Raw genomic sequence first — 16,653 nt, forward strand, 5'->3', positions numbered from 1 at the left:
GCTTGTTAGCGTCACACGGACATTTCATCATCAGCCACGGACAATTTATGAAGCCCACGCTCGAGCCGGTCCGCAATGGCATCCAGCTGGTCGAATTCGGTGTCTGTGGGAGTCCAGCGGGCAGCGGCAAGGTTGACGCGCCAGCGGCCTTCACCCGTGCGAAGGAATTCGTCGTGGCTGCCCAGCAGGGGCGTTCCTTCGTCCAGGTAGTGGCGAAGAGCTGCGGCTTCGTGGCCTTCGGGAGCCTGCCCGCTGGCTTTGAGGATCCGCCACCACGGCACGCCGCTGCCGTAGTGGCTCATGACAGCACCCACCTGCCGCGGTCCGCCTGCTCCCAGCAGTTCGGCGATGTCGCCATAGGCAACGACGGCGCCCCGAGGCACCAGCTCCACCACGGCCAGCACCGCCTCAACATACTCCGTCCGCATGGATCCAGCGTACCGGTGCCAGGGGTCCGCTTAGCCGATGCCGTGCCCACCCTAGCCCCGCACGATACGAAATCCCGGACCCGCCGAGGGCGCTGCCGGAGACTGTCAGTGCCGGCCGCTAGCGTGGGAGCATGAGCACTTGGAACACCCTCCCCCGCGCAGCCTTCGACCTCGAGACCACAGGCCGGAACTCCCGCGCTGCACGCATCGTCACGGCGTCGGTGACCGTCGTTGACCACCAGGGGGATGTCATCAAGGAACACGAATGGCTGGCAGACCCAGGGGTCGAGATCCCCACCGAAGCAAGCGACGTCCACGGCGTCACCACCGAGCAGGCAAGGCGTGAAGGCAGGCCAGCGCATGAGGTGACCAGGGAGCTCGCCACCGTCCTGCAGGAGCTTTTTGATGCCGGCGTTCCCGTGATTGCATTCAACGCCAGTTACGACTTCACCGTGCTGGCGGCCGAATCGGCGAGGTATGGCGTGAAGCAGCTGAGCCGGTTCCCGGTCCTGGATCCCTACATCATGAACAAGCAGGTGGACCGGTACCGGAAGGGCAAACGAACGCTGACCGCCCTGTGCGAGGAGTATGGGGTCAACCTGGACAACGCCCACACCTCCGCAGCGGATGCCCTGGCCACGCTCAGGGTGCTGGATGCGATGGCGGGCAAGTTCCCCAAGCTGCGGATGCCGGCCAGCCAGCTTCATCAGCTCCAGGTGGACTGGGCCGTTAGCCAGGCAGCCGATTTCCAGGGATACCTGCGGAAGACCAAGCCTGCAGCCGTCATCGAAGGCGACTGGCCGGTGCTGCCGCCGGAAGATGCCAGCCGCGGCGACTTCTAGCTGCGAGCTAACTCACACTTATTGCCGCCTACGGCATGGAAGGCTGTGACCAGCCGGTGATTCGGCGATGGCGGCGGCGACGAGCCCCGCAAGGGGCCCACGCTCGGCCTGGCCGATCAATATTCGGCTGGACGTACTCCTGACCGCCCCATCTTCACCTATCCGCCGATTTAGTCGTTAGTGAGATGATTAAGTTTTGCGGTCCCCTGCCCTGAGCGTCAGTCCCCTTGGCGCGGCAGACCCCCGGCGAGACGTGTGCAGCTGTGCGGCCGGGATGAACTTATGACTCAGATGAAAGTGACTACCTGATGAAATCGAAAGCCATGAAATGGCTGACCAGCGTTCCTGTGGCTATCGCCCTGGCCGCCTCCCTCGCGGCTTGCGGCGGGGCTTCTTCACAGCCTGCCGGCACCCCTACGGACGCCCTGGCCGGCAGCGATCAGCAGACGCTGGACAAGTACACCACCGCTGATGTCACCCCGATCGAGAAGATCGACAAGAGCAAACTTGGCTTGAACACCGAGGGCAAACTTGAGGTGGGCACGCTCTCTGATGCCCCGCCGAACATCTTCCTGGACCCCTCCGGCAAGTTCACTGGTTACGACAACGAGTTGCTGCGCGCCGTCGCCGGCAAGCTTGGCCTTGAAGTCGAGTTCGTTGCCACCGATTTCTCCGCCTTGCTCTCCCAGGTCCAGAACAAGCAGTTCGACGTCGGATCCTCCTCCATCTCCACCACGGACAAGCGCCGTGAAAACGTCGGCTTCACCAACGGTTACGACTTCGGCTTCATGGCTGTGGTGGCCAAGACCGACGGCGACGTCAAGGGCTTCGCAGACCTCGACGACAGCCTCCGCATCGGAGTGGTCCAGGGCACCGTGCAGGATGACTATGTCACCAACACGCTGAAGCTTGAACCCATCCGCTTCCCGGACTACAACACCGTGTACGCCAACGTCCGCAACGGCCAGGTCGACGCCTGGGTTGCTCCGTCGCAGCAGGCCACCGGCCAGGTCAAGGAAGGCGACGGCACCGTCATCGCCGAATCAGTGGTCAACACCCAGAACTTCACTGCGTACGCCGTGAACAAGGACAACAAGCCGCTGATCGATGCCCTGAACTCGGGCCTTGATGCAGTCATTGCAGACGGAACCTGGTCCAAGCTGACCAAGGAATGGTACCCGGACCGCGAAATGCCGAGCGACTGGAAGCCGGGCAGCAAGGCTGCCACGGTTCCCCAGAGCTGATCCGGGCCGCCGCCCCTATGGACACACTGGAACAACTTGCCGACACCTTCTTCAACTGGGGTGCCATGGCGGAGGTCCTGCCGTCCCTGATCATGGTTGGCCTGCCCAACACGATCATCCTGGCAGTGACCTCTGCTGTCCTGGGCTCCCTGCTGGGCCTGGCGCTTGCCCTGATGGGCATTTCCCGCAATGCCGGGGCACGCTGGGTGGCACGCATCTACACGGACATCTTCCGTGGCCTTCCGGCCATCCTGGTGATCCTGGTGATCGGGATAGGCCTCAGCCCGCTCGCCCGGGAGCTGACGGGCTCGAGGAACCCGTATCCCTTGGGAGTACTGGCGCTGACGCTCATCGCAGCCGCTTATATCGGTGAGATCTTCCGTTCGGGCATCCAGAGCGTGGAGAAGGGGCAGCTGGAGGCATCCCGGGCTCTGGGGTTCAGCTACGGCAGTTCGATGCGCCTGGTGGTGGTACCGCAGGGCATCCGTCGGGTACTGCCTGCTTTGGTGAACCAGTTCATCGCATTGCTCAAGGACTCTTCGCTGGTGTTCATGCTGGGCCTGGCCGCCTCCGAGCGCGAGATCTTCCGGATCGGAAACGACGCCATGGCCAACTCGGGGAACCTCTCCCCGCTGGTGGCCGCTGGCCTCTTGTACCTGATCCTTACTGTTCCGCTGACCCACTTCGTGAACTTCATCGATAACCGGCTCCGTACGGGCAGGCCGGAAAAGAAGGAACCGGACGAGTTGGCAGCACCTATCGGCAAGGGGGCACAGGCATGACGGAATTTACCTCCGGCACCCTGACCGGCAAGAACCTGCACCTCTCGTTCGGCCACAACCACGTGCTCCGCGGCATCGATCTCCATGTGGAGAAAGGCACCACGGCTTCGGTGATCGGTCCGTCCGGCTCCGGCAAGTCCACGCTGCTGCGGGTCATGAACCGGCTGATCGAGCCGGACCAGGGCGATATCCTCCTGGACGGCCGCTCTGTCCTGAAGGACAACCCGGACGAGCTGCGCCAGCGGATCGGCATGGTGTTCCAGCAGTTCAACCTGTTCCCGCACAAGACCGTTGTGGAAAATGTGTCGCTGGCTCTGCGCAAGCTCCGGAAGCTGCCCAAGGACCAAGCGCATGCCGAGGCCTTGGAGCAACTGGACCTCGTAGGGCTAAAGCATAAGGCTGATGCGCGCCCGGCCAACCTTTCGGGTGGCCAGCAGCAGCGCGTGGCGATCGCCCGTGCCCTCGCCATGAAGCCCGAGGTGATGTTCTTCGACGAGGCCACGTCCGCATTGGATCCCGAGCTCGTCAAGGGTGTCCTGGCATTGATGGCGGATCTCGCCAAGGGTGGCATGACCATGGTGGTAGTGACCCATGAGATGGGCTTCTCCCGCAACGTCTCAGACACCGTGACGTTTATGGATGCCGGCGTGGTGGTCGAGTCGGGTCCGCCCGAACAGATCTTCACCTCCCCCGGCACGGACCGGCTCAAGGGCTTCCTCTCGGACGTCCTCTAAGCGGCACCCACAGAAAATCCCCGCCTTCCGGACTTATCCCCCTTGCTTGCAGCGGGGATTTGTCCGGGAGACGGGGATTTTCTTATAAACAACGACGCCGGAACTAGCCTTGGGCGGCCGCGGCTGCCTTTGCGGCGGCAGGGAGGGCATCGAAAATCCGGTTCATGGCGGCGTCGTCGTGGGCGGCCGAGAGGAACCAGGCCTCAAACACGGAGGGCGGCAGGTAGACCCCGGATTCCAGCATGGAGTGGAAGAAGGGCGCATAGCGGAAGGTTTCCTGGCCTTGGGCATCGGCGTAGTTGTGGACGCCGGTGGCCGACGTTCCGAACGCGACCGAGAACAGGTTTCCGGCGAACTGGATCGAGTGGTCCACTCCGGCGGAGTCCAGGGCCTCGGACAGCGCCGAGGAAAGTTCCAGCGACCTCGCATCGATAAACGAGTAGACCTCCTGGGTGGCGTGGGTCAGCGTGGCGACGCCGGCGGCCATGGCTACCGGATTCCCGGACAGCGTTCCGGCCTGGTAGACCGGGCCGACGGGAGCGAGGTAATCCATGACGTCGGCACGCCCGCCCAGTGCCGCCGTCGGCATCCCGCCACCGATCACCTTTCCAAAGGTGAGCAGGTCAGGGGTCCACGGCTCGGCAGCGTCGGAGGCGCCGCCGGTGAGGCCCCAATAGCCGGAGTAGCCCGTCCGGAATCCAGTCAGCACTTCGTCGACGATCAGCAGCGCGCCGTGTTCGCGGGTGATGCGGGACAGGCCCAGGTTGAACCCTTCGGCGGGTGTCACCACACCCATGTTGGCAGGGGCGGCTTCGGTGATGACCGCGGCAATGTTGGCGCCGTGGCTGGCAAAGGCGGCCTCGACGGCGGCGAGATCGTTATACGGCAGGACGAGCGTTTCAGCGGCGGTGGCTTCGGTGACGCCGGCCGAACCGGGCAGCGCCAGGGTGGCGACGCCTGAACCGGCCGCGGCGAGGAGCCCATCGAGATGGCCGTGGTAGCAGCCTGCGAACTTGATGATCAGGTTGCGTCCGGTGAATCCACGCGCCAGGCGGACGGCCGTCATAGTGGCCTCGGTGCCGGTGGAAACCATACGGACGCGTTCCGCGGCCGGGACGCGTTCCTGCACGATGGCTGCAAGGTTGGCCTCATCCGGCGTGGAGGCTCCGAAGGACAGGCCGCGGTCCACTGCGGCGTGGACGGCTTCCAACACGGCGGGGTGCGCATGGCCGAGGAGCGCCGGGCCCCAGGAGCAGACCAGGTCAACGTATTCTTTACCGTCGGCATCGGTGAGGTAAGGGCCGCTGGCGGATACCATGAACCGCGGGGTTCCGCCCACGGAGCCGAAGGCCCGGACAGGAGAGTTCACGCCGCCGGGCATCAGCCGCCGGGCGCGGTCGAAGAGTTCCTCGTTGCGAGGATTGCTGGAAGTCATGGTTCCTATTCTTTCAGTTCGCCGGCACGTGAGTTACCGAGCAATTCCGACACGCGGGGCGCCACCGCCGTGCCCATAAGCTCGATGGAACGCATCATGGCCGAGTGCGGCAACGGGCCGCTGCTGTACTTGAGGTCAAATCGGTCCGCACCCAGGTCCGCCTTCAGCCGGACGATCTTGCGCGCCACGGTATCCGGCGACCCCACGTACAGGGCACCCTCCGGGGCGCAGAGGGCGTCGAACTCCGGCTTCCCGGCTGGTCCCCAGCCGCGCTCGGCGCCGATTCTGTTCCGCAGTTTGAGCCAGTGGGGGAAGAACTCCTCCCGGGCCTGTTCATCGGTCTGCCCCACATGGCCGGGCGAGTGGGTTGCCACCTGCTGAAGGGGGTGTCCGTACTGGGACATCGCCTCCCGGTAAAGCTCCGCCAGCGGGCGGAAGGCGCGCGGCTGGCCGCCGATGATGGCAAAGATGATAGGGTACCCGTACTGGGCGCAGCGAAGGACTGACTCGGTGGTCCCCCCGACGCCTATCCACGTGGGCAGCAGGTGGTGTTCCAGCGGCGGGTAGACGCTCAGGCCGTGCAGCGCCGGGCGGGTCCGGCCCTCCCAGTGGACGGGCTGCTGGGACCGTACCTTGTCGAACAGCTCAAGCTTCTCCTCGAACAGGACCTCGTAGTCAGCCAGGTCCAGGCCGAACAGCGGGAATGATTCGACAAAGGAACCGCGCCCCAGCATTACCTCTGCCCGGCCGTTGGAGAGGGCGTCAACCGTCGAGAACCGTTGGAATACCCTGATGGGGTCATCCGAGCTCAGGACCGTGACGGCAGATCCGAGCCGGATTTGGTGGGTCCGGGCCGCTGCGGCTGCGAGGAAAACCTCCGGGGCGGAGACGGCGAAGTCCTTGCGGTGGTGCTCCCCCACGCCAAATGCGTGGAGTCCGACGGCGTCAGCCAGTTCCGCCTGCTCGAGCAGCTGGCGCAGCACTTGGGCGTGCGGCTGCGGGCTGCCGTCCGGATTCTCGCCGACGTCGCCAAAGGTGTTCAGTCCCAGCAGGATCCGGTCAGCGGCTACCGGCGCGGTAGGACCCGCGGTGGGGGAAGAATCCGGCTGCGAAGTCACCGGGTTTCCTTCAGCCAGCCGGCGAGCTCGGCAGCCCAATAGGTCAGCACCATGTTCGCACCGGCCCGCCGGATGCCCAGCACGGACTCGGTGATGGCGGCACGGCGGTCGATCCAGCCGTTGGCCGCGGCGGCTTCGATCATCGCGTACTCCCCGGAGATCTGGTAGGCGGCCACGGGAACCGGGCTCATGGCGGCGACGTCGGCCACGATGTCCAGGTAACTCATGGCCGGTTTCACCATCACGATGTCAGCCCCCTCGGCGAGGTCCAGTTCCACTTCCCTGATGGCCTCGCGCCGGTTTCCGGCGTCCATCTGGTACGTCCGCCGGTCGCCTTTCAGCTGGGAGTCAACGGCTTCGCGGAAGGGACCGTAGAAGGCGGAGGCGTACTTGGCTGCGTAGGCAATCACCGCGGTGGTGCTGTGTCCGGCTTCGTCCAGAGCCTGGCGGATGGCTGCGATCTGGCCGTCCATCATTCCGGACGGGCCCAGCATATGGGCGCCGGCATCGGCCTGTGCCACCGCCATCCGAGCGTAGATCTCCACGGTGCGGTCGTTGTCTACGTATCCGTCGGCATCGAGCACGCCGCAGTGCCCATGGTCGGTGAACTCGTCCAGGCAGACGTCACTCATGATGACCAGGCCGTCACCAACTTCGGCGCGGACGTCCCGGATGGCCTTGTTCAGCACACCGTCCGGTTCCAGTGAGGCGGTGCCCTCGGCGTCCCGGACCGCCGGAATGCCAAAGAGCATGATGCCTCCGAGTCCCAGCTGAACGGCTTCGGCGGCAGCGCGCTTGAGGGTGTCCGTGGTGTGCTGGACCACGCCCGGCATGGACGTAATGGGGTTGGGTTCGGTGAGCCCTTCCCGGATGAAAGCCGGCAGGATGAGCTCGGCCGGGGCCAGCCGCGTTTCCGCGGTGAGCCTGCGCATCGCCGGTGTAGTGCGGAGGCGTCGGGGCCGTTGATTGGGAAAGCTCATCGTGTGTCCTCCACAGGTGGTCCGGGTTGGGTCGGGGAATCCAGGGCTTCGCAAACCGCGGCAACGAGTCCGGCGGGGGTGGGCTCAGCCGCGACGGCTGCAACGTCGAGTCCGAGTGCTGAGGCTTCGTCCGCCGTCGAACGTCCGATCGCGACCAGCCGGCAGTCCCGAAGCGGGGAAAGTGCGGCACTAATGCGACGTACGGCGCTGGGCGAGGCCGCCACAACGGCGTGGAGCCGGCCCGCCGCAATCTGGGTCCGGGCGGCTTCCGTAGTCAGCATCGAGTACGACGGCGGCACGGCCACGCGTGCAGCGGTGCTGTTTTTCCCGGGGTCGGCAGCCAACGGATCGACGGCCAGCCTCCGTTCTGCATCCGCCGGGAAATCGACGGTCTGGTAGGCAATGACGACAGTGACGGACGCTCCTGAGGACCTCAGCCCGTCAGCGAGGCGCGGGGCCGCGATATCGGCCTGTGGCAGCAGCACCCGGCCGGCCCCGGCGGGCCACACGTCAAGCAGTCCGGCTGCTGACTGGGCAGCCGCCGGAGTGAGTGCCACGGGAACGCCTGCGGACTCGAGCATCCCTTTCGAGGCCTGGCCAATGGCAGCCACCTTGGTAGTGGCTGGCAACCAATCCCTGAGCGTCAGGCCACGCTCGGCGGCTTTATCGCGGAGGACGTGGACCGTGGTGGCGCTGCTGACCACCAGCCAGTCGAAGGCCCCGGCAGCCAGCGCGTCGCAGGCGACGTCCAGGGAGTGCTGGTCCGCGGCTCGCTCAAAATCAATCAGCGGCAGCAGCAGCGCCTCGGCGCCCGCCTTCTCAAGTGCCGCGACCAGCGTCGGCGACCGCTCCGGGCTGCGGGTGATCAGGACCCGGGCGTGCGCGAGCGGCTGCAGGTCCTGCTGGGAACTTTTGTCCTGGCCCGCCATGTCAGGCCGTCCCGGAAAGTGTATCCACGGGCAGGTCAGGAGGCGTGAAGGTCTGCGATGTCGGCGGCGCCGCCGGCAAGGAGGACCTCGGCCAGTTCGATGCCAAGAAGCGTGGCCCCTACTTCGGTCAGACCGTCAGTAGCCCGTTTGTCGCGGACGGACGCTGTGCCGTCCACGGCGCACACCACGGCTTCGAGGTGAAGCATGCTTCCCTTGCGGTAAGCGTAGGCGCCCACTGGGGCAGCGCAGCCGGCCTCAAGCCTGGCCAGCAGCGCACGCTCGGCGGTGACGGCAAGCCTCGTGTCGGGATCATCAAGTGCCGCGAGGGCCTGGGCGAGGACACCTTGGGAGCCTTCCGTTGATCCCGCCTTACGGGGAGCATCGGCCGTGCGGCATTCAATCGCCAGCGACCCCTGTCCGGCGGCCGGCAGCATAACGTCGGTTTCGAGGAATTCGGTGACGGCGTCGAGCCTGCTGATGCGTTCCAGTCCTGCCGCAGCCAGGACCACGGCGTCGAGGTCGCAGGACTTGCCTGGCACAACCTGGTCCGTTACGTTGCCGGGAAGTCCGGGCACACGGCCAAGGCGGGTATCCACGTTGCCGCGGATGTCCAGGATCTGCAGGTCCGGCCGCGCAGCACGGAGTTGGGCAGCGCGTCGCGGTGAGCCGGTGCCAACGGTGGCGCCCTGCGGCAGGTCGGCAAGCTTCAGTCCGTCGCGGGCGCAGAGCACATCGCGGACATCAACGCGGCGGGGCGTCGCCGCCAGCGTCAGGCCCACGGCCGCGCCGGTAGGCAAATCCTTGAGCGAATGCACGGCGACGTCGCACTCGTTACGCAGGAGGGCTTCGCGGAGGGCAACAACAAAAACGCCCGTGCCGCCCATTTGCGACAACGAACCCGTGAGGACATCGCCGTCGGTCCTGACGTGCACCAGTTCCACAGGGAATCCGCCGACGGCGGCCAACTGGTCCGCGGTCTGCTGTGTTTGCGTCAGGGCGAGCTTGCTGGCCCTGGTCCCGATCCGGACGGTCACTGGGTGCCCGCTCCCCCGGCCGGTACGCCAGAGGCGTCCGGGTACGGATCGTGTCCGGTGCCAACAGTGGTGTCAGCGCCAGCGATGGTGGGCTTCTCGCCACGGAAGTTGGCGCAGCAGCCGGGCCGGCAGACGTCGTACCATGGGCCGAGGCCGGTCACTGCCGGGCGGTCGGCGATGTTGTGGGACTGTGTCCGCTCCGAGATCAGGTCCACCAGCCCGTCAACGAACTTGCGGTGGGTGCCGGGGGTGGGCACCCTCGTAGCGGCCAGGCCCAGGTTGCGGCAGGTTTCCAGGGCTTCGGTGTCAAGGTCCCAGACAACCTCCATGTGGTCGCTGACAAAGCCCAGCGGAACAATCACGATCCCCTTGATTCCCTGGCCGGCCAGTTCCTCGATGGCGTCGTTGATGTCGGGCTCCAGCCACGGCACGTGCGGGGCGCCGGACCGCGACTGGTAGACGAGTGACCAAGGCGCGGTGAGGCCTGACTCGGCCTCAACCCGGCTGATGACGGCGGCGCCGGTGGCGAGGTGCTGTGCCACGTACGCCGAACCTTCTTCGAACTCGCGTGGCTCGGCGTCGGACCGCCCTGCCGCCTCGGCGTCGCGCGTGGGAATGGAGTGTGTGGCGAACAGGATGTGTACGGGGGCATCAGGCGTGCCCGCGGCGGCCAGCTGTGCGCGGACGTCGGCCAGGCCAGCGGCGGTGCCTTCAACAAAGGGCTCCACAAAGCCCGGGTGGTCGAAGTACTGGCGCACCTTGTCCACCTCAAGCCGGCCGTCCAGGCCTGTCTCGGTCAGTGCCATGCCGATGTCTTCGCGGTACTGGCGGCAGCTGGAGTAACAGGAGTAGGCACTCGTGGTGATCATCAGCAGTTTGCGGTGGCCGGCGTCGTACGCCTGCTGCAGCGTCTGCGGGATGTAGGGGTCCCAGTTACGGTTGCCCCACAGTACTGGCAGGCCGATTCCGCGGGCTGCCAGTTCGGCTTCCAGGGCTGCCTTGAGTTCGCGGTTCTGCTGGTTGATGGGGCTGATGCCGCCGTTGGCCCGGTAGTGCGTGGAGACTTCTTCGAGCCGCTCGTCAGGGATACCGCGGCCGCGGGTGACGTTGCGGAGGAATGGAATGACGTCGTCCTGGCCCTCGGGACCGCCGAAGGAGGCGAGCAGGACGGCGTCGTAGTCCTTCGGAGCCATCCGGCCGGCTTCGGTGACGGGGTTGACCGCCGTCAGGGTTGAGCCTTCCTGGCGATGTGACGGGGTCATGCGAGGACCTCGGCGATCTCCGCTGCAGAGATGCGGCGGCCTGTGTAGAACGGGATCTCCTCCCGGACGTGGTTCCGTGCCTCCGTGGCGCGCAGGTGCCGCATCAGGTCCACGAGATCCACGAGTTCCGGTGCTTCCAGGCCCAGGATCCATTCCCAGTCGCCCAGGGCGAACGACGAAACAGTGTTGGAGATGACCTGGGGGAAATCGCGGCCCAGCATGCCGTGGTCCCGCAGCATCTTGCCGCGCTCGGCCTCGGGCAGGATGTACCACTCGTAAGAGCGCACAAACGGGTAGACACAGAGCCACTCTGCCGGTTCCACACCGCGCGAGTAGGCGGGGGTGTGGTTCTTGGCGAATTCGGCCTCGCGGTGCACGCCCATGGCGGACCAGACGATTTCCGTTCCGGCGAAGAGTTTGCTGCGGCGGACATCGCGCATCGCCTGCTGCAGGGCTTCGGGCTTGGGGCCGTGGAGCCAGACCATCACGTCGGCATCGGCGCGCATGGCGGAGACGTCGTAGCTTCCGCGGTGGGTCACCCCGGCCTCGGCCAGGCGGGACAGCAGGGCATCGAAATCATCGGCAGCATCGGCGCTGCGCAGGACGTCCGCTGACCGCTTGAAGACAGTCCAGAGGGTAAAAAACTGCTCGGCTGATTCTTCGGTTTTAGTGACAGATTCGGCAGAAGTGTGGCTCATGGTTACCAGTTTGCCCCTTCCTCTTCGCCAAGTCGAAACCGGAGAGTTCTACAAGCCGTAGAAGTGTTCATAATCACATTTTTGGACAAAGGCCCCGGGGTCAAACCACAGTGCCGCACCTTCAAAGCCGCCGGATGCGGGTGAAGATGAGTCCGGCTGCTCCGGCCGTCGCAACGAGGCCGACGCCGAGCCATACCTTGGCACCCTCGGCCGCCGGTTCCGCGGGGACCGTCATCTCCTGCCGGCTCCGGGCGGCTCCGCCAAGAGCTTGGGGAACCCCGATGCGGGATGCGGCAGCGCCTCCCGGTACGCGGACAGACGGCGACGGTGTTCCAGACGGTGTTCCAGGCGGTGTTCCATCGGGCCCAACGGCCGGCTGGCCGGCGGCTGGTGCCTCCGCCCCTTCGGCTCCGCCCGCGTCTTCGGCGCCGCCCGCGTCTGCAGCGGCGTCCCCGGAGGGCGCGGTCCCTGCCGCCGGCTGCCCGGCCCCAGGCTGCTGGAGCGGCGTGGCCGTGCCGGCGGGCAGGGGTGGAGTGGCGGTCGCCGGTGTCGCGGACCCGGTAGCCGCCGCGCCCGCGGCGGGGGCCGGAGCCGGGGAGCTAGGGACTGTGGTTGTCGGAACGGGAGTTGTCGGCGACGGGGAGACCGTGGTTGCCTCGGGGACCGGCGTGGGCTGCGGGGCGGTGGGGGCCGCATCACCGAGCAGGCCCTGCAGCAGCCCGCCGATCGCGGGTAGCTGTGTGCTCCCCGTGATCTGCACGTCGGGTTCGCCGGAGCCGGAACCTCCGTCCGCCTGCGACGCGGGAACGCCTGTTGAGAGGACCAGTACCGCACCGATCGCGGCAGCGGCGCTGCCACGTCGGACTCCCCCATGGATACCGGTCCGGGAACGTGAAATTTCGGACCTGTAATTCACCATAGTGCTCAACCCTAGCCACGCTGGCGAGGGATGTGAAAGTCGGACATAGCCTGTGGCGGGCCTGGTTAAGCAGCTGATATCCGGCTGAACTGGGGCGATCCTCAGCTCAGCAGGCTGCGGATCTGCTCCCTCGTGTCTGCCACCACAGCGGCTAGCCCGTTGCCTGCCACCCAGCCTCCTACGATGCCAAGTCCCTCCTGGCGGGCACAGATGGTCCTGATGGCCGCCACGCGTGCCTTGTGGCCGACGGCAGCGAACGGCAGCGCCCCCTGCCACCGCACAACGTCCCAGCCAATAAGGTCTTCCTGCCGGATGGGGACACCGAGCAGGGCCGACGCATCACGAAGGGATGAGGCAAGAAGGTCATTGTCGGTTGCCGGACCGCCCGTGCCGGAGGCCGAGCCGTCAATCCGGCCATAGGAGAGCCGGAGGACATGTGTTCCGGGGCCGGCAGCGGCGGCCAACCAGTCCCATTTCGCCGTTGCATGCGTCAGTGCTTTGGCTTCAATTCCGGGGGTCTGCGGTGCCACGAGGATGCCTGTCCCCCGGGGCCGGCGGTCCAGTTCGGGGACGTCCACCACAAGCGTGGCAAGCCTGACGTCGGGACCGCCGGCAGGCTGTTTCCCCGCCAGATCCGGGACCGCAGCCTGCAGCAGCCCGACGGCGGCCGGACCGTCGAGCGCCACGATGAGGAGGCCGGCGTCGTAAGCGGTCTCATCCGCGGTGACGCGCCAGCCGTCCGACGTCCGGATGGCCCGTTCCGCGCGGGCACCATTCACCAGCGCCACGCCGCGGGCCCGCAGGTCCGACACGAGGGCGGCAACCAGCGTGTGCATGCCGCCCTCCAAGCCTGCGACGGCGGATCCGGCCTTGGCGGCTTGGGTTGGCGCGGTGGCCGGCGCGGTGGTTTGTGCTGTTGTTGGCCCCGTCCCCGGTCCAGACGGCGTGGGGCCGCGCCGCTGCGCTGAGACCGCGGCTACGAGTGAACCGTGCCTGCGGAGCCCTGCGCGCAGTCCTGGCGCCACCATGTCAACGTCCAGCAGTCCAGGATCGGCGGAATGCACGCCTCCGACCACAGGGGCGACCAGCCGGTCAAGGACGCGGCGGCCCATGCGGGCACGCACGAGCGAGGAGACGCTCGTTACCTCAGCCGTTGTCCCGATCGAGGCGGGCAGGATCCTGTCCAGCGAGGCCCGCAGGGAACCCAGCAGGCCCAGGGAGCGCCGAACCTCGGGGTCCCAGGGATTGGCCGGGATGCCCAAGACACCTGTCTTGGGCAATTCCCGGGGGCCGTCGGGCAACTGCACCCACGCGCCACCAGGCTGTGGGGTGACGATTCTTCCGGCCAGCCCCAACTCGGTCGCGAGCTCGGCCACGGCGGTGGAACGGGTAGCAAAGGACTCGGCGCCGCTATCCAACAACAGGCCCGCAACTGTGTGGCTTCCCACGCAGCCACCCCAGTGATCGGTGGCTTCCAGGACAGTGACCCGACGGCCCGCCGCGGCGAGTTCCCGAGCGGCCAGGAGGCCGGATATCCCTCCGCCCACCACCAAGGCCGCCGGGGACACCCCGGCCTGCGCGTCGGGCTGCTGCCGGGAATCCGGTTCCGTGCCCATGGGACTATTCCGGGGAAATGGAATGAATGAGCTCAACAACCCGGGTCAGGACGGCGGGATCGGTCTCCGGAGGCACCCCATGGCCAAGGTTGAGGACGTGGCCGGGCGCAGCTGAGCCGGCTTGGATGACTTCGCGCACGTGTGCCTCCAGCACCTCCCAGGGGGCGGAAAGGAGGGCGGGATCGATGTTTCCCTGCAGCGGTACCGTGCCGCCGAGCCTGCGGTTCGCCTCATCGAGCGGAAGGCGGTAGTCTACGCCCACCACGTCCACGCCGACGTCGCGCATGGCCACCAACAGTTCCGAGGTGCCGGTCCCGAAGTGGATCAGCGGGGCACCCAGGTGGCGGACGTGGTCCAGTGCCCGGGCAGAAGCGGGCGCGACGTATTTCGTGTAGTCCGCCAGGCCCAGGGACCCGGCCCACGAATCAAAGAGCTGTCCGGCGGAGGCGCCGGCCTCAAGCTGGGCGCGCAGGAACATTCCTGAGGCGTCGGCGGCCCAGTTGGCCAGCGCCGTCCAGGTCTCAGGATCGGCGTGCATCATGGTGCGCGGGCCCAGGTGGTCGCGTGAGGGTTTGCCTTCCACCATGTAGGCGGCGAGGGTGAACGGCGCGCCGGCGAAGCCGATCAGGGGGGTTTTGCCCAGTTCGGCGACCGTCAGGCGGACCGCTTCACGGATAGGCTCCAGGGCTTCCCAGGTCAGCTGCGGCAGTGCCGCAACGTCTTCAGCAGTACGGACCGGCTTGTCCAGCACCGGACCCACGCCGGGCACAATGTCCACGCCGACGCCGGCAAGCTTCAGCGGAATCACAATGTCCGAAAAGAAAATCGCGGCATCGACGTCGTGCCGGCGCACCGGCTGCAGGGTGATCTCGGATGCAAGCTCGGGCCGGAGGCACGAGTCAAGCATGGCCACGCCTTCACGGACCTTCAGGTACTCCGGCAGTGACCTGCCAGCCTGCCGCATGAACCACACTGGCCTGCGTGACGGCTTGCCGCCGCGGTAAGCCGTGATGAGCGGCGAATCTGCGGTGCGGCCGTCCCTGAGCGGGTGGCCGGCAGCGAGGGCGCTGTCATGGGACAGGGCACTAGGCACGGCATTGGACACAGCGGAACTGGAAGTCATGCCATCGATTGTCCCCCAAAATCGGCCCTAGAAGATAACGACAGACTGTCACCCACAGCGGCCCCGCTGGCTCCGTGGCGGGAATCACAGCCCCGCGCCGTCCGCACCCGCATCCCGGGTTGTTCTACCGCGGCACGAAAAAGCTATGATTGATCTGCTGTGGTTCTTTTTTCATTGGTGGCTACACACGCCGACATCGACCTTGAGACCGTTGCTCAGTTGAGCAACGGTGCTTCCGGGATCGCCACATCCGCACTCTCCGGATCGCCGGCAGTGACGGGTGCGGTGGTGCTTGCCACCTGCAACCGCTACGAAATCTACGGTGAAGCGCCCCACGCAGATGACGTGGAGGCCGCCCGTGCGGCCCTGGTGTCCCAGATCAGCGACCTCAGCGGCCTCAACGAACAGCTCGTTTCCCGCTCCTTCAGCACCCGGACCGGCCCCGAAGTCACCCAACACCTATTCGCCGTCAGCGCCGGGCTGGACTCAGCCGTGGTAGGCGAGCGCGAAATCGCAGGGCAGGTCCGCCGCGCCCTGATCACCGCCCAGCACGAGGGCACCGCCAGCCCGGGCCTCGTCCGACTGTTCCAGGCCGCATCCAAGACGGCCAAGGACGTCGGGGCGCAGACCGCCCTCGGCTCCCGGGGCCTGTCCATCGTCTCGGTGGCACTGGACCTGGCCACAGACCTATCCGAAAACCCGGACTGGTCAGCCAAGAAGGTTGTGGTGTTCGGCACGGGGGCCTACGCCGGCGCCACCATGGCGCTACTCCGCGAGCGGGGCTGCACCGACATCTCGGTGTTCTCCTCGTCCGGCCGGGCCGAAGGCTTTGTGGCCACCCGCGGCGGGACGGCACTGGACAGTGAATCGTTGCCCGCAGCCGTTGCGGCGGCCGACGTCATGATCGGCTGCAGCGGCTCGGACACCCGCGTCGAGGCAGACGAACTGGCCCAGGTCCGGGCCGGATCACCGCAGCCGCTGATCGCCATCGACCTCGCCCTCACCCATGATTTTGACCCGGAAGTAGGCGGGCTCGACGGCGTCGAACTGCTGACGCTGGAATCCGTGCGCCTGGCTGCACCCCAGGAACAGGCCGAGTCCCTCACCCAGGCCAGCGGCATTGTGTCAGGCGCGGCCAAGGCGTTCGAGCAGGAACGGGAGGCCCGCTCGGTGGATAGCGCCATCGTGGCATTGCGCAGGCACACCATGAACGTCCTGGACGCCGAGATGGAGAAGGTCCGTGCCCGCCACGGCTGCACCGCGGCGGCGGAGGAAGTTGAGTTCGCGCTCCGCAGGATGGTCAAGCAGTTGCTGCACGTCCCCACCGTCCGCGCCCGCGAACTGGCGGCCAACGGCCAGCAGGACGACTACGTGACTGCCCTCGAAACCCTCTACGGCATCACCGTGGAGCAGCCTGCCGCCGCAGCTCAGGTCGAATGCCCGGTGGACCACAAGGGCCTGGAAAGCGCCTGACCCGGCGTTGCCCTATCACTTTTAGCTCTTAAACCA

Annotated in this window: 16 protein-coding genes; 5 read left to right on the plus strand and 11 right to left on the minus strand. The window is 66.6% G+C overall.

The genetic code is table 11. The features are described 5' to 3' along the window. Positions 1–11 precede the first annotated feature (11 nt). Positions 12–428 (minus strand): MGMT family protein, encoded by a 417-nt coding sequence (locus ACFC25_RS04930; protein ID WP_376044327.1) that lies wholly within the window; start codon positions 426–428, stop codon positions 12–14. Between the two features lie 131 nt (positions 429–559). On the opposite strand from ACFC25_RS04930, the gene ACFC25_RS04935 reads away from it, so the two are divergent. The 4 genes from ACFC25_RS04935 (at position 560) to ACFC25_RS04950 (ending at position 4,030) form a co-directional block, all read left to right on the plus strand. Beyond that, complete coding sequence (locus ACFC25_RS04935; RefSeq protein WP_337345728.1) at positions 560–1,270, plus strand: 3'-5' exonuclease; 711 nt, start codon at positions 560–562, stop codon at positions 1,268–1,270. A 308-nt stretch (positions 1,271–1,578) separates the two neighbouring features. After that, positions 1,579–2,514, plus strand: a complete 936-nt coding sequence (locus tag ACFC25_RS04940; RefSeq protein WP_337345727.1) for an ABC transporter substrate-binding protein — start codon at positions 1,579–1,581, stop codon at positions 2,512–2,514. 17 nt (positions 2,515–2,531) lie between these two features. Next, positions 2,532–3,296 (plus strand): amino acid ABC transporter permease, encoded by a 765-nt coding sequence (locus ACFC25_RS04945; protein WP_337345726.1) that lies wholly within the window; start codon positions 2,532–2,534, stop codon positions 3,294–3,296. Beyond that, on the plus strand, positions 3,293–4,030 hold the full coding sequence (locus ACFC25_RS04950; protein WP_337345725.1) for an amino acid ABC transporter ATP-binding protein: 738 nt from the start codon (positions 3,293–3,295) through the stop codon (positions 4,028–4,030). Before ACFC25_RS04945 ends, ACFC25_RS04950 begins: the two co-directional genes overlap by 4 nt. Positions 4,031–4,133: 103 nt before the next feature. Here the strand turns inward: ACFC25_RS04950 and hemL are convergent, their stop codons facing one another. The 10 genes from hemL to hemE form a co-directional block, all read right to left on the minus strand. After that, complete coding sequence (hemL, locus tag ACFC25_RS04955; protein ID WP_376044328.1) at positions 4,134–5,465, minus strand: glutamate-1-semialdehyde 2,1-aminomutase; 1,332 nt, start codon at positions 5,463–5,465, stop codon at positions 4,134–4,136. Between the two features lie 5 nt (positions 5,466–5,470). Then, complete coding sequence (locus ACFC25_RS04960; RefSeq protein WP_376044329.1) at positions 5,471–6,583, minus strand: LLM class flavin-dependent oxidoreductase; 1,113 nt, start codon at positions 6,581–6,583, stop codon at positions 5,471–5,473. Continuing rightward, positions 6,580–7,563 carry a porphobilinogen synthase gene (gene hemB, locus ACFC25_RS04965; protein ID WP_376044330.1) on the minus strand — a complete coding sequence of 328 codons (984 nt, stop codon included), beginning with the start codon at positions 7,561–7,563 and terminating at the stop codon, positions 6,580–6,582. Before hemB ends, ACFC25_RS04960 begins: the two co-directional genes overlap by 4 nt. Further along, positions 7,560–8,492: a uroporphyrinogen-III synthase gene (locus tag ACFC25_RS04970; RefSeq protein WP_376044331.1), complete on the minus strand. Its 933-nt coding sequence runs from the start codon at positions 8,490–8,492 to the stop codon at positions 7,560–7,562. The genes hemB and ACFC25_RS04970 overlap by 4 nt, the downstream gene beginning before the upstream one ends. A gap of 35 nt (positions 8,493–8,527) precedes the next feature. Continuing rightward, positions 8,528–9,526, minus strand: coding sequence for a hydroxymethylbilane synthase (hemC, locus tag ACFC25_RS04975; RefSeq protein WP_337345720.1), 999 nt, complete (start codon positions 9,524–9,526; stop codon positions 8,528–8,530). Then, positions 9,523–10,788 (minus strand): ferrochelatase, encoded by a 1,266-nt coding sequence (locus ACFC25_RS04980; RefSeq protein ID WP_376044332.1) that lies wholly within the window; start codon positions 10,786–10,788, stop codon positions 9,523–9,525. Before ACFC25_RS04980 ends, hemC begins: the two co-directional genes overlap by 4 nt. After that, positions 10,785–11,486: a hydrogen peroxide-dependent heme synthase gene (gene hemQ, locus ACFC25_RS04985; protein ID WP_337345718.1), complete on the minus strand. Its 702-nt coding sequence runs from the start codon at positions 11,484–11,486 to the stop codon at positions 10,785–10,787. The genes ACFC25_RS04980 and hemQ overlap by 4 nt, the downstream gene beginning before the upstream one ends. A 121-nt stretch (positions 11,487–11,607) precedes the next feature. Then, a complete protein-coding gene (locus tag ACFC25_RS04990; protein WP_376044333.1) occupies positions 11,608–12,405 on the minus strand; it encodes a hypothetical protein in 798 nt (265 codons plus the stop codon). Positions 12,406–12,506: 101 nt separating this feature from the next. Then, a complete protein-coding gene (gene hemG, locus ACFC25_RS04995) occupies positions 12,507–14,021 on the minus strand; it encodes a protoporphyrinogen oxidase (RefSeq protein WP_376044334.1) in 1,515 nt (504 codons plus the stop codon). Between the two features lie 4 nt (positions 14,022–14,025). Next, positions 14,026–15,144, minus strand: a complete 1,119-nt coding sequence (hemE, locus tag ACFC25_RS05000) for a uroporphyrinogen decarboxylase (RefSeq protein ID WP_337350935.1) — start codon at positions 15,142–15,144, stop codon at positions 14,026–14,028. A gap of 159 nt (positions 15,145–15,303) precedes the next feature. Between hemE and ACFC25_RS05005 the strand changes: the two genes are divergently transcribed. Beyond that, positions 15,304–16,617 carry a glutamyl-tRNA reductase gene (locus tag ACFC25_RS05005; protein WP_337345714.1) on the plus strand — a complete coding sequence of 438 codons (1,314 nt, stop codon included), beginning with the start codon at positions 15,304–15,306 and terminating at the stop codon, positions 16,615–16,617. The last annotated feature ends 36 nt before the right edge of the window (positions 16,618–16,653 follow it).

Source organism: Pseudarthrobacter sp. NPDC055928 (assembly GCF_042270935.1).
In the GTDB taxonomy this organism is placed as follows: Bacteria; Actinomycetota; Actinomycetes; order Actinomycetales; family Micrococcaceae; genus Arthrobacter.

Bases quoted from the DNA above. Each gene is read 5' to 3' on its own strand.
- ACFC25_RS04930 (WP_376044327.1), bottom strand. From the start codon at position 428: ATGCGGACGGAGTATGTTGAGGCGGTGCTGGCCGTGGTGGAGCTGGTG.
- ACFC25_RS04935 (WP_337345728.1), top strand. From the start codon at position 560: ATGAGCACTTGGAACACCCTCCCCCGCGCAGCCTTCGACCTCGAGACC.
- ACFC25_RS04940 (WP_337345727.1), top strand. From the start codon at position 1,579: ATGAAATCGAAAGCCATGAAATGGCTGACCAGCGTTCCTGTGGCTATC.
- ACFC25_RS04945 (WP_337345726.1), top strand. From the start codon at position 2,532: ATGGACACACTGGAACAACTTGCCGACACCTTCTTCAACTGGGGTGCC.
- ACFC25_RS04950 (WP_337345725.1), top strand. From the start codon at position 3,293: ATGACGGAATTTACCTCCGGCACCCTGACCGGCAAGAACCTGCACCTC.
- hemL (WP_376044328.1), bottom strand. From the start codon at position 5,465: ATGACTTCCAGCAATCCTCGCAACGAGGAACTCTTCGACCGCGCCCGG.
- hemB (WP_376044330.1), bottom strand. From the start codon at position 7,563: ATGAGCTTTCCCAATCAACGGCCCCGACGCCTCCGCACTACACCGGCG.
- ACFC25_RS04970 (WP_376044331.1), bottom strand. From the start codon at position 8,492: ATGGCGGGCCAGGACAAAAGTTCCCAGCAGGACCTGCAGCCGCTCGCG.
- ACFC25_RS04980 (WP_376044332.1), bottom strand. From the start codon at position 10,788: ATGACCCCGTCACATCGCCAGGAAGGCTCAACCCTGACGGCGGTCAAC.
- hemQ (WP_337345718.1), bottom strand. From the start codon at position 11,486: ATGAGCCACACTTCTGCCGAATCTGTCACTAAAACCGAAGAATCAGCC.
- ACFC25_RS04990 (WP_376044333.1), bottom strand. From the start codon at position 12,405: ATGGTGAATTACAGGTCCGAAATTTCACGTTCCCGGACCGGTATCCAT.
- hemG (WP_376044334.1), bottom strand. From the start codon at position 14,021: ATGGGCACGGAACCGGATTCCCGGCAGCAGCCCGACGCGCAGGCCGGG.
- hemE (WP_337350935.1), bottom strand. From the start codon at position 15,144: ATGACTTCCAGTTCCGCTGTGTCCAATGCCGTGCCTAGTGCCCTGTCC.